Below are 20,850 nucleotides of genomic sequence, written 5' to 3' on the forward strand. Positions count from 1 at the left end.
TGCAATTTTCAGAGAACAAATTATGTTTTCTAATAATTTCTATATATTATTTATAGAAATGAATTAAAATAAATGGTATGGTTAACATATTATTAGATAATATTAAAAAAACAAATAATCCGTAAAAGTCAACAAGTCAACAAATAAACAAATTTTTTTAGTATTATCGTCTTTATCTGGTGATTATAGTTTTAAGGGTAACACCCCTTTCCATTTCGAACAGGTAGGTTAAGCCTTAAGACGCTGATAGTACTGCATGGGAAGCTGTGTGGGAGGGTAAGTTGTCGCCAGGTAGAATAGGTCAAGGTAACTTGACCATTATGGTTCACTAGCTCAGTCGGTAGAGCACATGACTTTTAATCATGGTGTCCGGGGTTCGATTCCCCGGTGAGCCACCAAAACTCAGCATTTATGCTGAGTTTTTTTGTTGTATAGAAATTTACAGTTTTTAATTGGTTACAATATAGGATTCTAAGTTTGAAGTTTAAATAATACATTTATCAATTGAAAAACTTTTTTATTTCATCAAGGAATAGGACTTATTTAAATAAGTCATGTTTCCTTTACTAACATTATTATCATTTAATATTTGAATAACTTAAAGTTGAGAATTCTAATTAGTTTAATTGAAGATTGAAAATGAATGTAAAAATTAGATTTCCAATTTTAAAGAATGATTTTTTATTAAATTTGCAGAGCAAATTAATTGAAAACAATATAAAAACGTAGTTTTTAGGTATTTCTATTTTAAATATTAGGAATGAAATGAGTAATATTAACCATAACTGACAATTGTAAATTGTCAATTGTCAACTGGTTCCAAATATAAATATAGTAATAAATTGTAATATCTCTAGTATCATTTGAGAAAGAGATTACTTTGAATTTTAACTTGGAACACTATATAATATATTTTAAGTATAAAACTTAGTATATAGTATAAAACATTAGGTTAAAACTATATAATCTAAGTATTAAAGAGGGGAGTACGTTTTTTATTATGGGTAGAATAGAAAATTTGTTAAGTTTAGTAAAAGAAAGATTGGAAGATGGGGAAGAGATAATAAATTATGTAGATGGAGCTTTGGAAAGAAATATAAATGGAAAAGGTTCATTAAAAACCGGTATATTAGTTGCAACCAATAAAAAAGTAAGATTTTTAGGAAAAAGATTTTTTAAGGTATATGATGATTTCATTGAATATAAGGATATATATAATGTGGAGATCAATGAAGAAAAACTTGGATATAGAATATTTTTTCATAATAAGAAAAACTCTTGCACAATGAAGTATGTAGAAGGAAAAGACATAAAAGGATTTGTTAATTATATAAAAGATAAAAAAGGAAAAATAAAAAATAAATAGTAGGAATAAATAGACTTTTTAAAGCATAAATATAAAATATATAAGATATATAACTATAAATAAATCTTATAGAGTATAAGAAATACTATTTAATTTATAGAATTAAATTTTAAATTTTAATATATTATAAATCTAAGTTAATATATTAAAATCACTAAATGCTTTTTTAGAATTCTTATTTTTCCTATAAGTATAGGTCTAAATAATATGATAAAGTAATCATTTTTTATAATAAGAAAGTTAAAAGTATAGGTGAATTTAAAAATAGTTATGTATTAGACCTAGTTAATATTAATAAATTATAATAAGAAATATGAAGACACTACAAGATATTTAATACTTAATATATTTAAAAATATATTGTATTAAATTAAATTTTATTATTAGAATATGTATGAATAAAAGATCCTAAGGTTTATGATGATGTAGAAGACAAAGTTAGAAAAATTATTATTAAATTTATTATTAAATTAGCCATATTAGCTATATATGAAATTGTGTTAAAATTTAGTAGGTTACTCAATAGAAGGAGATTGATCTATTTGAAATGTAGAAAGTTAACATAAGGGAGAAAGGAAGACCTTATACTCCCTTATTTAAACTTTTCAAACTAAGTAAATACATATGAGAAAATAAGCTTTAATTAAAAAATTTTTTAATAGTATTATTCTTTAAAGTTACTAAGGTTTTAATTGAGAATTTAAACTCTAAGTTTTAATCTATATTTTAAAATGGACAATGAATGTAAAAATTTGATTTTCAACTTACTTATTGCAAATATAAAAAATAGGAATAACTTGTAACTCTAGAATTATTATTTGATAAACATATTATTTAAATCTTGAACTTAGAATTGTATAAAAATTAAATATAATCTTAAAATATCACTTTTAAGTGATATTTTTTTATTTTTTAGATATAATATATTTATTTTATAAATTGAGCATAAATAGAAGTATATCATTTGATTTAAAACTTATATATAGTTTAAATATAAATAATAGTAATATATAGAAAATCTTGAATATAGCCATAAACACAGAATAAATCATGTAGATTAATGTTTAGTATATAGTTTATCAATTGATAGTAATACTAAATGAGAGTATAATAAATAAGAATTCAAGTATTATTCTAAATATTTAGAATATAAAATTAACTATATAGTTTAAGTTTTATAAAGATATGTTTTAATAAACATATACTCAAATTCCAAAAGGGGAGATTTTGTTTGGAATTCTATAGTTAAATAAGATTATATTAATATATAATTTGGAACTAGTATTTTTATTATTACGAATGTAAAGATTTACATTATGAGTTATATAAATATAGTAGAATTATTATGTACTTATTTACTATTTTTAATTAGGGGGAATCAAAATGTTTAAAAAATTTACAAACGGATGTGTAAAATTGGTACAAAAATATTTACCAGATCCGTTTATTTTTGCAGCGGCACTTACTATTCTTGTATTTATTCTAGGTACAATCATTACAAAACAATCACCTTTTGCAATGATTCAACATTGGGGAAATGGATTTTGGTCATTATTAGCATTTTCAATGCAAATGGCATTAGTATTAGTATTGGGACATGCTTTAGCAAATGCTCCAGCATTTAATAAATTGCTAAAGAAGTTAGCTAGAATTCCTAAAAATCAATTTCAAGCAATTATATTAGTTACTGTTGTTTCATTAATAGCTTGTTGGGTTAACTGGGGATTTGGTTTAGTTATAGGTGCAATATTTGCAAAAGAAATAGCTAAACAAGTTAAGAAAGTTGACTATAGACTTTTAATAGCTTCAGCTTATTCAGGATTTTTAGTTTGGCATGCTGGACTTTCAGGATCTATACCATTAACAGTATCAGGTGGTGGTGATGCGGTTAAAAAACTTACAATGGGCGTAATTGATAAACCTATACCTACAAGTCAAACACTTTTTAATCCAGCAATGATATGTATTCTAATTGTTTTACTAATAACATTACCACTTGTAAATAGAGCTATGCATCCTGGTGAAAAAGATGTAGTTGAGATTGATCCATCTTTATTAGATGAAGCTAAAGAAGAAGTTGCAAGTGTTACAGCATTAACTCCAGCAGATAAAGTGGAAAACAGTCCAGTAATATCTATAATTCTTTGTGTATTAGGATTTATATATATAATATATTACTTTATAAACAATGGTGTAAACTTAAATCTGGATATAGTAAATATGATATTTCTATTTTTAGGTATATTACTTCACAAAACACCTAAAAACTATGTGAATGCTATTGGAGAAGCAGCAAAAGGTTCAGCTGGTATAATACTTCAATTTCCATTCTATGCAGGTATAACAGGAATGATGATTGGTCAAAGTGCAGCAGGAATATCTTTAGCTGGAAGTATTTCACAAGCATTTGTTTCTATTTCTAGTAAAACTACTTTCCCACTATTTACATTCCTAAGTGCTGGTATAGTTAATTTCTTTGTTCCTTCAGGTGGTGGTCAATGGGCAGTTCAAGCACCTATAATGCTTCCAGCAGGACAAGCATTAGGAGTTTCACCAGCAGTAACTTGTATGGCAATTGCATGGGGCGATGCATGGACTAATATGATACAACCATTCTGGGCATTACCAGCATTGGGTATAGCAGGATTAGGAGCTAAAGATATAATGGGATATTGTCTAGTTGATTTATTGTATTCAGGAGTTATAATAACTTTGGGATTCTTGCTTTGTGCATTTATATAAATATATAAGTTATAAATTTTATGTAATAAAAGTGATTAGTGTTAGTACTAGTCACTTTTTTTAGTACATATAATTTGAAAAGTAAAAAGAGGATAATGCTAAATTAATATAGAATTATAGCATAATAAGATATTAAAAGGAGAATAGGAGAATAAAATGTTTAAAAAAAGTAATTTAAAAAAAATTTCATTATTAATTTTGACAGTATTCTTACTTAATATGACAAGTATATTAAGTGTTTATGGAATAGATGAAAATACTGTTATCAAAGAAAATAATATAGTTAATAAAGAAATAAAAATGGAAGCTTTAACTTTAAAGGTTGGAGAAAATTTAGATCTAAATTATTACATGCATGAAAAAATTCAAGGATTGAAATGGGAAACTTCTGATAAGAATGTAATATCAGTAAATGAAAATGGAATAATAGAGGCTAAAAACAATGGAACGGCAAATGTATATGCAATTAGTAGTAAAGCACGATATAAGTTTTTAATTATAGTTAGCAATGAGTTCAAAGCTAAAAAGTACTATAGTAATTTAATAGAAAGAAAAAATCCAGATGATAAGTATAGGGTTTTTATAGATCCAGGACATGGAGGAATTGACCCAGGAACAACAGGACCAACAGGACTTAAAGAAAAAGACGTTACATTAGATATATCTAAAAGAGTTCTAAAAAGACTTGAGGAAAATGATAAAATAATTGCTAAGTGTAGTAGAACTACTGATGTTGAATTTGATAAAGATGAAGATAAAGATTTACACATTAGATCTAAAATGGCTAATGATTTTAATGCTGATGTATGTGTATGTGTACATGTAAATTCTTTTGGAAATCCAGAAGTTAATGGTACAGAAACATATTATTATGAATCATATAATGATACGGATATTGGATCAATACAAAGCAAAAAATTAGCTCAATATGTGCATAATAATTTGATAAATAATTTAAAATCAAATGATAGAAAGTTAAAAGAAGGTAATAATTTAGTGCTTATTAATTCTACCAATATGCCTTCAATTTTATCAGAAATAGATTTTATAAGTAACCCTGAAATTGAAAATAAAATGAGAAGTGAAGAATATAAGGAAAGTGTAGCGAATTCTATTTATGTGGGAATATTAGAATATTTAAATATAGATAATGAAAAGCATATAAGTGTAGAAAATGTTAAGTTAAATAAACATGAACTTACATTAAAAAAGGGACAATCAGAAAAATTATCACTTACAATAGAACCAAGCAATGCTACAGATAAAAAAATAAGATGGAGCACTAGTAACAAAGATGTAGCAATGGTAGATCAAAGTGGAAATATAACTGCAATTAGCAAAGGAACAGCTATAATAAAAGCAATATCTGAGGATAGTCAATGCGAAGATAGTTTAAATTTAAAAGTAACTGACGATATAGTTGCACAAAGAATTTCAGGATTAAATAGATATAAAACTAATTATGAGATTAGTAAAAAAGGTTGGAAAGATGGAGAATCAGAATATGTAGTAATAGCTAGTGGAGAAGATTATGCAGATGCACTATGTGCAGTACCATTAGCTTCTCAATATAAAGCACCAGTATTATTAAGTCAAAAAGATTCTATAAGTAATGAATTAATAAATGAGATAAAAAGATTGGGAGCAAAAAAGGCTTTTATCATTGGTGAAAAAGGTGCGATATCAAAAAAAGTAGAGGATGAAATTGCAAAAAATAATTTAGAAATTGAAAGATTAGGTGGTAAGAGTAGATATGAAACATCTATTTTAGTAGCTAAAAAAGTAAACAACAATGGAATAGCTACTGTAGTTACAGGAAATAATTATCCAGATGCTGTATCAATAGCTTCAATAGCTGCAAGCTTAAAGAGTCCTGTAATTTTAACAAATAAGGATTATTTGCCAAATGAAGTTAAAAATTATATGGATATTGAAAAGTTTAATAAAACATATGTAATAGGTGGAGAAGGTGCAGTTTCTTTAAATGTAGAAAAACAATTATCAAATACTAAAAGGATTTCAGGAAAAAATAGATATGAAACAAATAGAAATATTATAAATGAATTTCAGGAGTATATAGATTATAATGATGTGTATTTAGCTATCGGTAGTAATTATCCAGATGCATTATCTTGTAGTGCATTAGCAGGTAAAAATAGAAATGCTGTAATGCTAACAGATGGAAATACAAACAATTTTGAACTAAAGAATTTTATTGAAAGTAAAAAAAGTGATATATCTGAAGTATTTGTTATAGGTACAGATAAATTAATAAGTAATGAGTATTTATTAAGAAATGGATTAAATATAAATTAAAGTATAAATTAAATTTTGATGAATAAGTTTAACTTATTCATCAAAATTTTATTAGCTTTAAAATAATATAAAATTTTTTTAAATTTAATTAAAAACTTTGCATTAAAAAAGTTTTTAAATTATAATTTTAAGGAGAGTGTTTTTATAGAAAAAGGAAGAAGGAGGAGATTTTTTGAAAATACTAAGCAATAATATTAGGAAAATTAAAAAATTATCAGCACTAATTTTAATTTTCATTTTTATGAGCTTTTCATTTATGCCAACAGTTACATTTGCTATGGAAAATGATATATATAACTTTGAAAGTGAAATATTAAAGTATGATGGTAATTATAGTGCTGAAATAGAAGCACTAGGATTACAAGTTGGAGAAACATCTGACTTAAATCGTTACATTGACGAAAATATAGTATCAAGGTGGTTAACATCTGATAAAAATATAGTATCAGTCAATGATAAAGGTATAGCAGAAGCAAAAAATAATGGTATGGCAACTATATATGGTATATCAGAAGGTGTAAATTATGTATTTACTTTAATTGTAAAAGATTTTAATAATCCAATAACATATTATAGTAATGAGGTAAAAAGTGATTTAGAAACTCTAAAAAATGGAGGGAAATATAAAGTCTTTATAGATCCAGGTCATGGTGGAAGAGATCCTGGCGCTATAGGACCAACAGGTCTTACAGAAAAAGAAGTAGTATTGGATGTAGGATTAAGAGTAATAAGGAAATTAGAAGCTAACAGCAATATAGAAGTTAAAGCTAGTAGAACAACAGATGTTGCAATAGGACCAGATTTATTATCAGATTTAGGTGGAAGAACAAATATGGCAAATGCATTTGGTGCAGATGTATTTGTATCTATACATGCAAATTCAGCAACACCAGCTGCAATTGGAACAGAAACTTATAGCTACATAGAAGCTAATGATGGAAATGTAAGCAAAAATTTTGCATCTAAAGTTCAAAATAATTTAATAAAAAATTTGGGAACAGTAAATAGAGGTGTAAGAGAAGCTGACTTTTTTGTTTTAAGAGAAAGTAGTATGCCTGCAATTTTGGCAGAGTTAGAATTTATAAGTAATCCATCTGCTGAAGCAAGAATGAAAACAAGTGAATTTAGACAAGCTGCAGCAAACTCAATATATGATGGAATAATACAACATTTAGGGGTAAGCAATACTCCAGTTACAAAAGTTACAGGAGTAAATTTAGATAAAGCTAGTACAGTTTTAATTAATGGCAATACACAAAAATTAGTATCTACTGTAGTACCTTCAAATGCAACTAATAAAGAAGTAACATGGACAAGTAGTAATACAGCAGTTGCAACTGTAGATTCAAATGGAAATGTAAAGGCAATATCTGAAGGAACAGCTGTTATATCAGTAACAACTAAAGATGGAGGATTTGTAGCTAAAAGTAATGTAAAAGTTATGGATCCTATAAGTGGAAATAGAATTCATGGATTAACTAGATATGAAACAGCCTACGAAATTAGTAAAAAAGGTTGGAAGGATAATGAAGGAAAATATGTAGTTTTAGCTAGTGGAGAAGACTATCCAGATGCATTATGTGCTGTACCATTAGCAACTAAGTATAATGCACCAATATTACTTACTAGAAAAGACACATTAGATACAAAATTAGTAGATGAACTTAAAAGACTTGGTACATCTAAGATATTTATAGTAGGTGGATCAGGTGTTATAAGTGAAAATATACAAAATCAACTAAATAAACTGAACATAACTACAGAGAGAATAGGTGGAATAAATAGATATGAAACATCTATTTTAGTAGCAAAACATATAGATCATAGAGGTGTCATAGCTGTAGCAACAGGGGAAGATTATCCAGATGCACTATCTATAGCATCAATAGCAGCGGGATCTAATATGCCAATAATATTAACACCTAAAGATAGTATGTTAGATGAAACTAGAAATTATATAAATGATGAGAAATTCCATAGAACATATATAATTGGTGGAGATGGTGTTGTATCTAACAATGTACAATCACAAGTACCTAATCCAAAGAGAATTTCTGGATTAGATAGATATGAAACAAATCAAAAGGTAGTTGAAGAATTCTATTATGATATAAACTTTAAAAATGTTTATGTAGCAGTAGGAAACAATTATCCAGATGCATTATCTGTAGCAGCCTTAGCTGGAAAAAATGGAAATGCAGTTATCTTAGCAAACTCAGTATCAAGTAATACAGCTATTTCTGATTCTATAGGAAATGGATATAAGTATATAGAAAATCTATCTATATTAGGATCTAAAAGCATAATAAGCGATGAATATCTAAATATGAATGGAATAGTTGTTAAATAAATCAAGAGATTTAAAAGGCATAAATTAATTTTATGCCTTTTAATTTTTAGAAATTTAATAAATTTTATTGAGTAGTACAAACAATTATTGGACACAATAACTTTAATAAGGAGGTAGAGACTTATGAAGTACATAGTGTCAATAATAATTGCTTGTTTAATGCTAAATATGAATGTTTTAGCATTAGATGAAAATGAAAAAAATCCAACTGTGGAAGTTAATCCACCTAGACTTGTAAATGCTCAGCCATATAATCAAAGTGTAATATCAAAAAATATAAATTATACTAATGATTATATAGATGTTGATATTAAAATTCCCATTATAAAATATGGAAATAAAATAACAGAAAAAAGTATGAACAAAGAATTATCTAAAGAGATTTTAGAGTTAGAGGAAAAGTTAAATAAGGAAGCTAAAGAAAATTATACAGCTCAAAAGGATGGAGAATTTAGAAAATATTCTTTTAAAACAGATTTTCAGGTTGAATATGAAAATAGAAATATAATAAGTATTATAGAAAATATATATTATTATACTGGCGGAGCTCATGATATGATTCTTAAAAATTCATATAATTTTGATATGAATACTGGAAATTTAATATATTTAAAAGATCTTTTTAAAAATGATGTAGACTATAGAAAAATTATAGTAGATGAAGTAAAGGAAGAAATAAATAAAGAACCAGGATTATATTATGATAATGTTGCATCATCAATTAATGGAATACCTATAAATCAAAGGTTTTATTTAACTAAAGATGGAATTATAATATATTATGACTTATATGATATTGCACCATATGTATCAGGTATTAGAGAATTTACAATACCATATTCAAAAGTAAAGGATATGTTAAAAGAAGATATAAGTGTGAAGGTTGATAATGTTATGATAAATAAAAATGAAGAAGTTAAAATGGAAGATAATATAAATGAATATATATACTATCCTCAAATGGAGAATTTGAAAAATCCTATAATACAAAATAAAATTAATACAATAATTAAAAATGATATTAAAGATTTTATCAATAAAAGTAAAAGTAGCTTAAACGGTTCTAACATAGGGGTATCCGTATACAATATAGATTATTTTTTGAATGATAACATAATAAGCTTAGATTTAACTTATTCAGCAAATGATGGAACAGTTACAAATTACATATTATATGATAAAGGATATAATTTAGATTTAACTACTGGTGAAAACTATAAATTAAAAGATGTATTTAAAGATAACTTTGATTATGTTACTAATATAAATAATATAATTAAAAAAGAAATAGAGAAAAACAACTCTAATTCTGAATATAAATATGATTATAATTTTAAAAGCATAAAAGAAAATCAAGAGTATTATATATATAGGGGCAATCTAGTAGTCATGTTTGAAGCTGGAGAGATATTGTCAAAGGATTTTGGAAATGTAAAATTTTATATACCAATGAGTATATTTGATAATAATTTAAATCCAATATTTAAAGAAAAATAAATAAGTAAATATTAAAATTATATAAAGAATTAAATAAAAAAAGATATTTTCTAGTCCAAGAAAATATCTTTTTCTATTTAATTTTTAAAAAAATTATCTTTCAAATAAAGATAGTAGCAATAAATTTCACAATATGTTAAATAAAATTGTAAAATAAATGAATAGTTTTTTAAAATTTAATATGAAAAGAATATTAATGAAAAAAGAAATATTACAAAAATTGTAAAACGTGATATAATTGAACTAGATTATACAAGGAGGATTAATAAATGTATAAATTTTCAAATTCAATTTTTATTCCAAGTAAGTTAGAAAATGTATTTTCAGTTTTTAGTGAATTAAAGTTTTTGTGTATTATTTGGGATTATATTATAAATATAGAATTAATAACAGAAGGAAAAATTAATGAGGGTAGTAAAATAAAATTTATAATGTTGAATGATAGTAATAAAATAAAAAATACTGCAGAAGTTATAGAGTTTCTGCCTAATAAAGCATTAGGTATTATTAGTAAAAAAGCAGGCACAGAAGTTATATACAGATACTCATTTGTTGAAAAAAATGGTGGTACTGAAATTCAATATTTAGAGGAAGTAAATCTTGAAAATTATCAGCAAGATTTAGCAGAACAAATTTTTGAGATAATAAAAGAAGAAGATTATACACAACTAGAAAAAATTAAAGATTATTTTTATGGATTTGATAATAATGTAATTAATGGTTAATAAACTAATATTTTAAATAAAATGTAACAATATTTGCTATAAAATAATATTATATAAGTGAATTAATTTATTTTATGGAGGAATATATGCAAAATAGGAGTCCGGAAAATATAATTGGTCCAGATGTAAATGAATATAGAGGCAACATAGATTATAAATTATTAGCAACAAAAACACCATATGCTTATGCAAGAGCATCAGGATCAGGAACTGGTAGATTTAGAATAGATAGAAAATTTATTGACTATGTAAAGGGATTTAAATCAGTAGGCATAATAAGTGGAGGATATCATTATGCTGTGCCATCATATGATTTGACTACAGCAGATAGGCAATGTGATGATTTTATTGGTGCATTAGAAGATGCTTATGGCGTTGGAAATTATGGTGAATTATTTCCAGTTATAGACATAGAAACTCCTATAGATAAGTCAATTTCTACAGATGCTCTTTTAGATTGGGTTGATAGATTTAGAAAGAGATTTGAAAGAAAAACTAGAAGGGTTTTAATGATTTATACAGGTGCTTTTTTTATAGACTTATATAATAATTTTTATCACTCTAAAAAAGGATATATATTATCTGATATGCCATTATGGATAGCTATGTATCCTGAAATGCCAGGAAATCCTCTTTACCCTAAAGATCAAGGTGGATGGACAAGATGGACAATATGGCAATTTACTCAAACAGGAAATATAAGTGGTGTAAATCCACCAGTGGATTTAAACTATGGTCCTAAAAATTTAGATTATTTAGTGCAACCTAGAAATGTTACGGGATTAAAAGCATATCATCAAAACAACAATATATATGTTTCTTGGAACAAGAATACAGATGAAGATTTAAATGGATACAATATATTCTTGAATTCAGAGTATGTAGGCAGTGCTGGAAAGAATGCAACAAAATTCACTATAAAATTAAGCCAACCATTTAATCCTAAAGCTACTTATCAGGTAACAGTTGAAGCTTTTGATCAAAGTGGAGATTTTTCTAAAGAAAGAGCAAAAGTATTAGTACAAAATAGAAGTGAAATAACTTCTTATGATTTACCTAATGAAAACAAAGAAATAGAAAAAGAAAATCATAGTGATATAAGAAAATCAAATTATTTTAATTCAAAGCCAAATGAAGATTTTGAAGCATATTATGATGAAGATGATGACTTATATTATTATCCTGTTAAAATTCATCATCCATATGAATATGATAATAAAACACAAATGAGAGGATATTCAGATGGATTAGTTTACAAATATAAGTTAAAAGATGAAAAGAATTTAGATGAAATATTTGAAGAAAATCAAATAGAAGAAGAATATAATTATAGTGATAATGAAGATTTAAATAGTGAAATAGATGATATAAAAAATACAAATTATAATGTATTAGAAAGAGAAATAGACAATGATTTAGCAAGGACTTATAGTTATAAACTAAGAAAAGATGGCGATGAAGAAAAATTAAGTGATGATTATTGTGAATATGATTATATGTACACTAACAATGAAAATTCAAGATACAAAAATAAATTTAGAAGTGATTTTGAAGAATTAAACTATGGAAAAGATTTCTATAGCAATAAAGATGAGAATAGAGGAAAGAAAAATCATAAGAAAAAGCATAAAAAGCATAAATAATTAAAAAATAAAAGGTTATTTTAAAAATGAATAACCTTTTATTCTATTTTAAGCAAACATAAAAAAATAAGAGGAGATTTTATAAAAGTATAGAATTTATAATATTAATGCACAAATTAGGAGGAGAGTTATGGAAAGAGTAGAAAAATTAAAAAAAAGAAGTGAAGTTGAAAGTAAGTACAAATGGAATGTAGAAAAAATGTATGAAAGTGATGAAAAATGGGAAGAAGATTTTCAAAAAGCTAAAAAACTTTGTCCAGAACTTTTAAATTATAAAGGTAAACTAAAAAATGGTGAAGTGTTATTAGAATACTTAAATAAATTTGTAGATACATCTATATTAGTAGAGAATTTATATGTTTATGCACATTTAAGAAATGATGAAGATCAAACGAACTCTAGATATCAATCAATTTTAGATAAGATAAAAAGTTACTATTCAGAGTTTTCTAGCATAATATCTTTTTTTGTTCCAGAAATATTAACTTTTTCAAAAGAGGAATTAGATGAAGTAATAAAAAAAGTAGATGGATTAGAATTGTATAGAAAGTTCCTTGAAGATATATTAGAGGAAAAGCCACATGTATTAAGTGACAAGGAAGAAAAGATATTAGCATCAGTTAGTAATTGTTTAGATGCACCATATAATACTTTCAGTATGCTTACAAATGCTGACATGGTTTTTGGAACTATAAAAGATGAAGATGGAAAAGATGTAGAGCTTACTGCTGGTAATTACTCAGTTTATATTAAGAGCAAAAATAGAGATGTTAGAAAAAGTGCATTTAAATTGTTATTTGAGACATATGGAAAATTTAAAAATACATTAGCATCAACTTATACTGCTGCAAATAAAAATTTTATATTTATGTCAAAGTCTAGAAACTATAAATCAGCACTTGAAAGCTCATTAAAGCCTAATAAAATACCATTAGAGGTGTATCATAATGTAGTTGATACAGTTAATAAAAATTTATCTGTATTACATAAATATGTAGCACTTAAGAAGAAATTATTGAAGTTAGATGAAATTCACATGTATGATTTATATGTTCCAAATATAGATGCACCTAAGTTTAATATAAGTTATAATGAAGCTGTAGATTTATGTGTAGAGGCTTTAAATCCATTAGGTAAGGAATATTTAGATATATTTAGAAGTGGTATAAAAAATGGATGGGTAGATGTTTATGAAAATAAAGGAAAAAGAAGTGGAGCATACTCTAGTGGAAGTTATACAAGTATGCCATATGTGCTTTTAAACTATAGTAATCAAGTTAATGATGCATCAACATTAGCACATGAGATGGGACACTCTATACATTCATATTATTCAAGAAGTAACCAACCATATATATACTCAGATTATGTATTATTCTGTGCTGAGGTTGCATCTATAACTAATGAATGTTTATTTATGAATTATCTAATAAGCAATGAAAAAGATAAAATGAAAAAATTATACTTAATAAATGAAGAGTTGGAAAGCATACGTACAACTGTGTTTAGACAAACAATGTTTGCAGAATTTGAACTTATAACACATGAAAAAATAGAAAATGGAGAAAGTTTGGTATCAGAAGATTTATGTAAAATTTATCATGATTTAAATCAAAAATATTTTGGACCAGAAATGATTGTAGATGAAGAAATAGATATGGAATGGGCAAGAATCCCACATTTTTATAGTGATTTTTATGTTTATCAATATGTAACAGGATTTGCAGCAGCAAACTCATTCTACAGTATGATATTAAATGGAACAGAAAAAGATGTAGAAAGATACAAAGATTTCTTAAAAGCAGGTTGTAGTGATTATCCAATAAATATACTAAAAAAAGCGGGAGTAGATATGGCTACACCAAAACCTCTTGAGGATACTATAGAAAGATTTGAAAAATTATTAGAAGAATTAGAAAAAGAAATACAAGATTAGAAAAGAAAGCGACTAAACTAGTAAAATGTTTAGTCGCTTTTTTTAGTATTTCTTTTTCAAAAAGCTAAGCTTTGTTTCAGTAATTATTATAGCAATAAATATTAATAGGCAACCTAGAATCATATTTAAACTAAATTTATCTTTAAAAATAATTATAGATAAAATGGAACCAAACACACTTTCAAGTGAAAGTATTATAGCTGCATGAGATGCTGTTGTATACTTTTGAGCAATATTTTGAATTATAAAACATAACATAGTGCTAAAAATCACCAAGTATAAAATTGAAGGCATAACTTTAATACTTAGAGTTGGTTTAGGTTCAAAGATAATTGCAACAATAAATGATAATATACTTGCAGTTATAAATTGAACTATTGTAAGACTAAGTGGTTCAGTTTTTTTTGCATATATATCAGTTGCAATGATTTGAGCAGCAAACCCAATACCACATAAAAGTGTTAAAATATCACCAAAATTGATGTTTATATCCTTTTGAAGTGTTAACATACCAATACCTATTATACAAATAAAAGCACCTATAAGAGCATATTTGTCAGGTTTATATTTAAATATAAGCCAATTAAAAAATGGAACTAGTAATACATATGTTGCAGTTAAAAAAGCACTTTTACTAGCTGTTGTATATACAATTCCAACAGTTTGAAGAGCAAACCCCAAAAACATAAAAAAGCCTATAATAATACCTTGAAATATAGAGTTTTTATTTAAATGTTTTAAGTACTTAAAAAATAATATTACCATAAATAACGATGCCAAAGAAAATCTTAATGTCATTTGATAAAATGGTGATATTAAATTTACAGAATCTTTAACTGCAATAAAACCGCCACCCCATATAATAGCAACAATTAGAAGAGCAATATCAGAAATTAAAGCTTTATTTTTTGATATTTTCATAACAACATATCCTTTCTGTAATAATAAAAAATGTTAAGTTTTAGGGAAATATTAAAAAATAGCAAATAATAAGTCAAAATATATATTCTACAAAAAAGAATTAATTCCTTTAAAATAAATAAAATTCAATATTTTTTGATTTTATAGAAAATTATATGGATAAAATTTAGAAAATATTATATAATTATAGTAGAAATGTAAAAATTGCTTAGGGGGACTGTAATGGATATTAATAGTGAAACATTTTATTTATATCAGATAGCAGAAGTAAACTTACCGAAGAAAAGAATGTCAATTTCTAATTTAAATGCAAAGGATTACAAGTTTGTAAATGAAAAGTGTATAGATGAAAATATACATAGGATAACTAAGAGTTTCAAAGAAAATGATATTAAATTAGAAAAGGATATTCCTATTATTGAAAAGGGAGATATAATTTTACCATTAAAGCAAGACTTCAGATCAACAAAATTATCTATAGCACTAGTACAAGAAAATAGCATAATGCTTTCAGATAATTTTGCTATAATTAAAGCAAAGGAAAAAAGTAGTAGTGAAAAAATATTATCTTTATTTGAAAATGAATTTGTAATATCACAAATAAAGCCACTATATACAGGAAAGGATTATTTTAACATAACAATAAATGAAATAAATAACATACAAATACCTATAGAATTTATTAATGACTAATAGTATTTTAAAACATATAAATTTATTATTTTAAATTGTATTAAAATAGATGGTGTTACACCATCTGTTTTTTTGCAATTTATAAGACTTATTCAGATTTATTTGGCTTTTTATGATATAATAATTTATTATATGGATATAATTTGTATTGGTATGCTTTAAAATTTACTACGAGGAGTGATAAAATGGAGGAAAATATAGAAACATGCAATTGTGTAGAAATACATAAAGATATAGTAGAATCAGTAAAAAATAACATTCCTATGGAAGATACATTAAATAGATTATCTGAATTATTTAAAGCACTAGGCGACATGACTAGAATAAAAATAATTTATGTATTGTTTCAAAAAGAAATGTGTGTATGCGACATTGCAGAAACATTAGAAATGACACAATCAGCTATATCTCATCAGTTAAGAGTATTAAAAAGTGCAAGGCTTGTAAAGTTTAGAAAAGATGGAAAAGTGGTTTATTATTCATTAGATGATGATCATGTAAAATACATCTTTGATAAAGCTTTAATGCACGTAAATGAATAATTATTATAGGAGTAATATATTATAATGAGAGAATATTTACCAGTTATATGTGGGGGATTTACGGCTTTAGTTTGGTTAAAATATTTATATAACAGTCTAAAAGAAAGTAAAGATAAAAAATACATACTATACATGATATTAACAGTACTTATACCAATAGCATTAATACCTCAAATTAGAGAAAATACAGAAAGAAAAAATATTATGATTTTTGTTATTACTATGAATGTGGTAGCAATTATAGTATTTAATCTTATAAGAAGCTTTAAAAAACATTATAAAGAAGCAAAAGAATTATATGATAATAAAAGTAAATAGATTTAAATAAAAAAACTCAGTATTAACTGAGTTTTTAATTATTAGCAACATCTTCAAGTTCAAGATCTAAATCTAGTAATTGATAAGCTTTTGAACTTTTTATATTATTATCATTAAAAATACGATCATAACAATAAGAAATTATATCACTTCTTTTTATAATTCCTATAAATATATTAGAATCATCAACTACAGGAACAAAATTTTGAGATTTTGCTGCAATAATTAAATTTTCTATATTTGAGTTTATTGAAACAGCCTTTGCTTGAACATGTCTAGGCACATCTTTTATTAATATTTTTTCAGTATTTTTCAAATTAATATCAGGGTCATTCTTTATTTTCCAAAGAATATCACCTTCCGTTAAAGTTCCAATATATTTTCCTTTATCATCTACTAGTGGAATAGCAGTATATCTATGATATTCCATACGTTCCATGGCTCTACGTAATGTAGAAGTTATTTTTTCATGGACTACTTGACTTTTTGGAGTAAGAAAAAAAGCAATATTCATGAAATCATCCTCCAACTAATATAATATACTTAAATTTTATTTAACTCCCTATATAATATATTATACCATTTAATGTGGCATTTTGGTTACAAAACAAATAAATAAACAATATTATCATGTTTTGAAATAACATTGTTTACTTATATTAACATTAGTAAGAAGATAGTATATGTAAATGTAAAGAGACACATTTTATAATTTATAATAAATTCATATGACTTATAATAATGATAGCCCTTATAACAACGACTATTTAAGCTATCTCTTATTAAAGGCCAACGCTTAAGTGTGTTTGAAAACAGAAGACCAGCAAGTTTTCCCATATTGAAAAGTTGACTTTTAAAAGAGTTAAAGCCATTTCTAGATTTCATTGCAGTATATATACTAGAAGCTTCATCATTAATTAATAATATATATGTTTCCATACCTTTGGCAATATCACATATGTCTCTTAAAGAATCAAATTTAGATAATAATCCAATAATATGATCAAGTGGAGTAGTAAGTGCCAAATATGATATACATAATCCACCGGATATACCTTTTAATACTATAACTACTATATATTCAATATTATAAATAAAAATAAATGTGATTGATGATAATATAGCAAAACTAAAAGTTGTAAGAGCAAATTTAAAAACTATACTTCTAGGATTATTGGCAATGATATGTAATATTAAAAAAACAATTATATTTATAGCTATAGGGAGAGGTTTATTACAAAAACCAACTAAAATCATTGGAAAAAGGCATAGACACAGTTTCTCAACTGGATGCCTATGACTTTCTTTACTAATTTTAGAATAAGCTATTATTGTTTTGAGCATTTAGACTTCTTTCCTATATAATAACCAATAAATCCTGCACCAATAGCTGCTTGTAATGAGAATAATAATGTTTCAATTTCACCTGATGGTGGTTCCCAAAAGCTACTAGCCCAAGGTTCATAGCTACTATCAATTTCTGAAATAACTTCTTCCATTTGATCATCTCCACCAACAAACTCACTTCTAGAACCATAATAAACAAGCGGTCCAGCTACAAGAAGAACACACAGTAAAACAAGTATTATAATATTTTTTTTCTTCATATTACATCATCTCCTCTAAAGTTTGTAATTCGTTTTTAGAATGATTAGCTAAGAACTCAAAAACTATAACAGTAAATATTCCTTCTATTATTGCAAGCGGAACTTGAGTAACTGCAAATATAGAGAAGAATTTTGTAAATGCAGCTAATACATTTCCACCAGAGTGACATAACGCCATTTGAATAGAAGTTATTAAGTATGTAGATAAATCACCTAAAAATGCTGCTAAGAAAATAGCTAATTTTTTATTTTTTTTCTTTAATAATTTATATATAAAGAATGAAACAAAAGGACCAACTATTCCCATTGAAAATACGTTTGCACCTAATGTTGTTAGACCACCATGAGCAAGTAATAATGCTTGGAATAGTAAAACTAAAGTACCAATAACACTCATAGCAAATGGTCCGAAAATTAAAGCACCAAGAGCTGTACCAGTAGCATGAGAACTACTTCCTGAAACAGATGGTAATTTAAGTGCTGATAAAATAAAACAAAATGCAGCAACTAAAGCAAGTAACATTTTTAAATCTTTATTAGTGCTAGTTTTTTTCTTAATACTTTTAATTCCTACTATAACAAATGGAATTGAAAGTGCAAAATAAACTGCACACCACATAGGACTTAAAAAACCTTCAGCTATGTGCATTCCAAAGGCTGTGCTAGGCACTAAAAGTAAAAGAAATAGTGTTAAAAACATAAAAGTTTTCTTTCTCATAAAAAATACCCCCTTATAAATATGAATTAAATGTTATAATTTCAATAAAATTACAGCAAGAAGTACACAAAAATAATTACTATAATTTTATAAAATACTATAGTATAAAAAAATGGGAGTTAAGAGGGAATGGACTTTGAGGTAAAACCTAATAACTCCCTAAAAATAAACAAAATTAAATTTTATATTTCAAAAGTTTCAAATGCATGTAAGTACTTATCAATATCTTCTTCAGTATGTTTAACTGATAAGAACATAGCTTCAAATTGAGAAGGTGCAACATATATTCCATTCTCTAGTAAATGAAGATAGTATTTATTAAATAATTCAGTGTTGCAAGTTTTAGCATCTTCATAATTTCTAACTTCATCTAAATCAGTAAAGAATACAGTCATCATAGCACCGCATCTATTTATAGTTAATGGAATGTTCTTTTCTTTAGCTATTTTAATCATTCCAGCTTCTAATTTTTTACCTAATTTTTCAAGGTGAGTGTAGTACTCTGGGTGATTATAAAGTTTAGTAACTGCTGCAAGTCCAGCTGCCATAACTACTGGGTTTCCAGACATTGTTCCAGCTTGGTAAACAGGACCAACTGGAGAAAGTTTCTCCATAATTTCTTTTCTTCCACCATATGCACCACAAGGTAGTCCACCACCCATAATTTTTGCATAAGTTACTATATCTGGAGTTACATCAAATAATGTTTGAGCGCCTTTATAAGCAACTCTAAATCCACACATAACCTCATCAAATATTAATAATGAACCATGTTTTCTACAAAGTCTTTCAAGTTCTTTCATAAATTCAGGTGAAGCTTTTATAACACCCATGTTTCCAGCTACTGGCTCAAGAATGACACCAGCAATATCATCACCATACTTTGTAAATATTTCAGTTATACTTTCAATGCTATTATAAGTAGCTATTAAAGTATTTTTTATGCTATCAGTAGGAACACCGGCACTTCCAGGAATCCCTTCAGTCATTACTCCAGAACCAGCACTAACTAAAAAGTCATCAAAGTGACCGTGGTAGCAACCAGCAAATTTTATTATTTTATTCTTTTTAGTATAACCTCTAGCAAGTCTAACAGCACTCATAGTAGCTTCAGTACCAGAGTTAACCATTCTAATTAAATCTATGTTATCTAGAGTTGTACACAAATGTTTTGCAAGTTTTAACTCTAAATCTGTTGGTGCTCCAAAAGCAATAGATTTAGATACTGTATCTTGTATAGCATTTATAATATCTGGATCATTGTGACCAAGTAGCATTGGACCCCATGCCCCTATAAAATCTACATATGTATTTCCATCCTCATCAGTAATAGTTCCGCCATTACCAGTTTTTATTACTGGTGGAGTTATTCCCATATTTGTTAATGCCCTAACAGGACTGTTAACTCCGCCTGGTATGTATTTTTTTGATTCCTCAAAAATTTCAGTGCTTTTTTGTAAATTCATGATAAATCCT

At 26.0% G+C, this 20,850-nt stretch carries 16 protein-coding genes, 1 tRNA gene, 1 rRNA gene and 1 pseudogene; 13 read left to right on the forward strand and 6 right to left on the reverse strand.

Features of this window, described 5'->3' with window-relative positions:
• The first annotated feature begins 175 nt into the window (after positions 1 to 175).
• The 10 genes and pseudogenes from rrf to pepF all read left to right on the forward strand — a co-directional run bounded on the left by rrf (position 176) and on the right by pepF (position 14,575).
• Positions 176 to 293: ribosomal RNA gene (gene rrf / locus BN346_RS04915) — 5S ribosomal RNA — on the forward strand.
• Between the two features lie 29 nt (positions 294 to 322).
• Positions 323 to 398: transfer RNA gene (locus BN346_RS04920), tRNA-Lys, on the forward strand.
• A gap of 602 nt (positions 399 to 1,000) precedes the next feature.
• Complete coding sequence (locus BN346_RS04925) at positions 1,001 to 1,366, forward strand: PH domain-containing protein (protein WP_034440105.1); 366 nt, start codon at positions 1,001 to 1,003, stop codon at positions 1,364 to 1,366.
• A gap of 1,383 nt (positions 1,367 to 2,749) precedes the next feature.
• Positions 2,750 to 4,108, forward strand: a complete 1,359-nt coding sequence (locus BN346_RS04930; RefSeq protein WP_034440107.1) for a TIGR00366 family protein — start codon at positions 2,750 to 2,752, stop codon at positions 4,106 to 4,108.
• Between the two features lie 156 nt (positions 4,109 to 4,264).
• On the forward strand, positions 4,265 to 6,424 hold the full coding sequence (locus tag BN346_RS20405) for a cell wall-binding repeat-containing protein (RefSeq protein ID WP_051540039.1): 2,160 nt from the start codon (positions 4,265 to 4,267) through the stop codon (positions 6,422 to 6,424).
• A gap of 172 nt (positions 6,425 to 6,596) precedes the next feature.
• On the forward strand, positions 6,597 to 8,774 hold the full coding sequence (locus BN346_RS20410) for a cell wall-binding repeat-containing protein (RefSeq protein ID WP_051540040.1): 2,178 nt from the start codon (positions 6,597 to 6,599) through the stop codon (positions 8,772 to 8,774).
• 123 nt (positions 8,775 to 8,897) lie between these two features.
• The gene (locus tag BN346_RS20415; protein ID WP_051540043.1) at positions 8,898 to 10,271 is read left to right on the forward strand and encodes a DUF3298 domain-containing protein; all 1,374 of its coding nucleotides are present in this window, start codon (positions 8,898 to 8,900) and stop codon (positions 10,269 to 10,271) included.
• A 269-nt stretch (positions 10,272 to 10,540) separates the two neighbouring features.
• The gene (locus BN346_RS04955) at positions 10,541 to 10,996 is read left to right on the forward strand and encodes a hypothetical protein (protein WP_034440109.1); all 456 of its coding nucleotides are present in this window, start codon (positions 10,541 to 10,543) and stop codon (positions 10,994 to 10,996) included.
• An 86-nt stretch (positions 10,997 to 11,082) separates the two neighbouring features.
• A pseudogene (locus BN346_RS22040) lies at positions 11,083 to 12,018 on the forward strand (glycoside hydrolase family 25 protein); the annotation flags it as partial.
• 751 nt (positions 12,019 to 12,769) lie between these two features.
• On the forward strand, positions 12,770 to 14,575 hold the full coding sequence (gene pepF, locus BN346_RS04965) for an oligoendopeptidase F (protein WP_034440111.1): 1,806 nt from the start codon (positions 12,770 to 12,772) through the stop codon (positions 14,573 to 14,575).
• 42 nt (positions 14,576 to 14,617) lie between these two features.
• On the opposite strand, the gene BN346_RS04970 is transcribed toward pepF, so the two are convergent.
• Positions 14,618 to 15,496: a DMT family transporter gene (locus BN346_RS04970; RefSeq protein ID WP_034440113.1), complete on the reverse strand. Its 879-nt coding sequence runs from the start codon at positions 15,494 to 15,496 to the stop codon at positions 14,618 to 14,620.
• Between the two features lie 222 nt (positions 15,497 to 15,718).
• Between BN346_RS04970 and BN346_RS04975 the strand changes: the two genes are divergently transcribed.
• The 3 genes from BN346_RS04975 (at position 15,719) to BN346_RS04985 (ending at position 17,049) form a co-directional block, all read left to right on the forward strand.
• Entirely contained in the window at positions 15,719 to 16,189 is a 471-nt protein-coding gene (locus BN346_RS04975; protein ID WP_034440114.1) for a hypothetical protein, read from the forward strand.
• 185 nt (positions 16,190 to 16,374) lie between these two features.
• Entirely contained in the window at positions 16,375 to 16,731 is a 357-nt protein-coding gene (locus BN346_RS04980) for an ArsR/SmtB family transcription factor (RefSeq protein ID WP_034440116.1), read from the forward strand.
• Positions 16,732 to 16,755: 24 nt separating this feature from the next.
• Positions 16,756 to 17,049, forward strand: a complete 294-nt coding sequence (locus tag BN346_RS04985) for a hypothetical protein (RefSeq protein WP_034440118.1) — start codon at positions 16,756 to 16,758, stop codon at positions 17,047 to 17,049.
• Positions 17,050 to 17,083: 34 nt separating this feature from the next.
• On the opposite strand, the gene BN346_RS04990 is transcribed toward BN346_RS04985, so the two are convergent.
• From BN346_RS04990 to hemL, 5 genes are all read right to left on the reverse strand, one after another.
• Positions 17,084 to 17,563, reverse strand: coding sequence for a CBS domain-containing protein (locus BN346_RS04990; RefSeq protein WP_034440120.1), 480 nt, complete (start codon positions 17,561 to 17,563; stop codon positions 17,084 to 17,086).
• Positions 17,564 to 17,703: 140 nt separating this feature from the next.
• The gene (locus tag BN346_RS04995) at positions 17,704 to 18,393 is read right to left on the reverse strand and encodes a CbiQ family ECF transporter T component (protein WP_034440122.1); all 690 of its coding nucleotides are present in this window, start codon (positions 18,391 to 18,393) and stop codon (positions 17,704 to 17,706) included.
• A complete protein-coding gene (locus BN346_RS05000) occupies positions 18,378 to 18,656 on the reverse strand; it encodes an energy-coupling factor ABC transporter substrate-binding protein (protein WP_034440124.1) in 279 nt (92 codons plus the stop codon). Before BN346_RS05000 ends, BN346_RS04995 begins: the two co-directional genes overlap by 16 nt.
• Position 18,657: 1 nt before the next feature.
• Positions 18,658 to 19,374 carry an energy-coupling factor ABC transporter permease gene (locus BN346_RS05005; RefSeq protein ID WP_034440126.1) on the reverse strand — a complete coding sequence of 239 codons (717 nt, stop codon included), beginning with the start codon at positions 19,372 to 19,374 and terminating at the stop codon, positions 18,658 to 18,660.
• Positions 19,375 to 19,556: 182 nt separating this feature from the next.
• Positions 19,557 to 20,840: a glutamate-1-semialdehyde 2,1-aminomutase gene (gene hemL, locus BN346_RS05010; RefSeq protein WP_034440128.1), complete on the reverse strand. Its 1,284-nt coding sequence runs from the start codon at positions 20,838 to 20,840 to the stop codon at positions 19,557 to 19,559.
• Positions 20,841 to 20,850: the final 10 nt, after the last annotated feature.

The organism is Clostridium ihumii AP5, from assembly GCF_000612845.1.
GTDB lineage: Bacteria > Bacillota > Clostridia > Clostridiales > Clostridiaceae > Clostridium_J > Clostridium_J ihumii.

What these genes read in the sequence shown, in the direction of transcription:
- BN346_RS04925 (WP_034440105.1), top strand. Translation starts at nt 1,001, where the DNA reads ATGGGTAGAATAGAAAATTTGTTAAGTTTAGTAAAAGAAAGATTGGAA.
- BN346_RS04930 (WP_034440107.1), top strand. Translation starts at nt 2,750, where the DNA reads ATGTTTAAAAAATTTACAAACGGATGTGTAAAATTGGTACAAAAATAT.
- BN346_RS20405 (WP_051540039.1), top strand. Translation starts at nt 4,265, where the DNA reads ATGTTTAAAAAAAGTAATTTAAAAAAAATTTCATTATTAATTTTGACA.
- BN346_RS20415 (WP_051540043.1), top strand. Translation starts at nt 8,898, where the DNA reads ATGAAGTACATAGTGTCAATAATAATTGCTTGTTTAATGCTAAATATG.
- BN346_RS04955 (WP_034440109.1), top strand. Translation starts at nt 10,541, where the DNA reads ATGTATAAATTTTCAAATTCAATTTTTATTCCAAGTAAGTTAGAAAAT.
- pepF (WP_034440111.1), top strand. Translation starts at nt 12,770, where the DNA reads ATGGAAAGAGTAGAAAAATTAAAAAAAAGAAGTGAAGTTGAAAGTAAG.
- BN346_RS04970 (WP_034440113.1), bottom strand. Translation starts at nt 15,496, where the DNA reads ATGAAAATATCAAAAAATAAAGCTTTAATTTCTGATATTGCTCTTCTA.
- BN346_RS04975 (WP_034440114.1), top strand. Translation starts at nt 15,719, where the DNA reads ATGGATATTAATAGTGAAACATTTTATTTATATCAGATAGCAGAAGTA.
- BN346_RS04980 (WP_034440116.1), top strand. Translation starts at nt 16,375, where the DNA reads ATGGAGGAAAATATAGAAACATGCAATTGTGTAGAAATACATAAAGAT.
- BN346_RS04985 (WP_034440118.1), top strand. Translation starts at nt 16,756, where the DNA reads ATGAGAGAATATTTACCAGTTATATGTGGGGGATTTACGGCTTTAGTT.
- BN346_RS04990 (WP_034440120.1), bottom strand. Translation starts at nt 17,563, where the DNA reads ATGAATATTGCTTTTTTTCTTACTCCAAAAAGTCAAGTAGTCCATGAA.
- BN346_RS04995 (WP_034440122.1), bottom strand. Translation starts at nt 18,393, where the DNA reads ATGCTCAAAACAATAATAGCTTATTCTAAAATTAGTAAAGAAAGTCAT.
- BN346_RS05000 (WP_034440124.1), bottom strand. Translation starts at nt 18,656, where the DNA reads ATGAAGAAAAAAAATATTATAATACTTGTTTTACTGTGTGTTCTTCTT.
- BN346_RS05005 (WP_034440126.1), bottom strand. Translation starts at nt 19,374, where the DNA reads ATGAGAAAGAAAACTTTTATGTTTTTAACACTATTTCTTTTACTTTTA.
- hemL (WP_034440128.1), bottom strand. Translation starts at nt 20,840, where the DNA reads ATGAATTTACAAAAAAGCACTGAAATTTTTGAGGAATCAAAAAAATAC.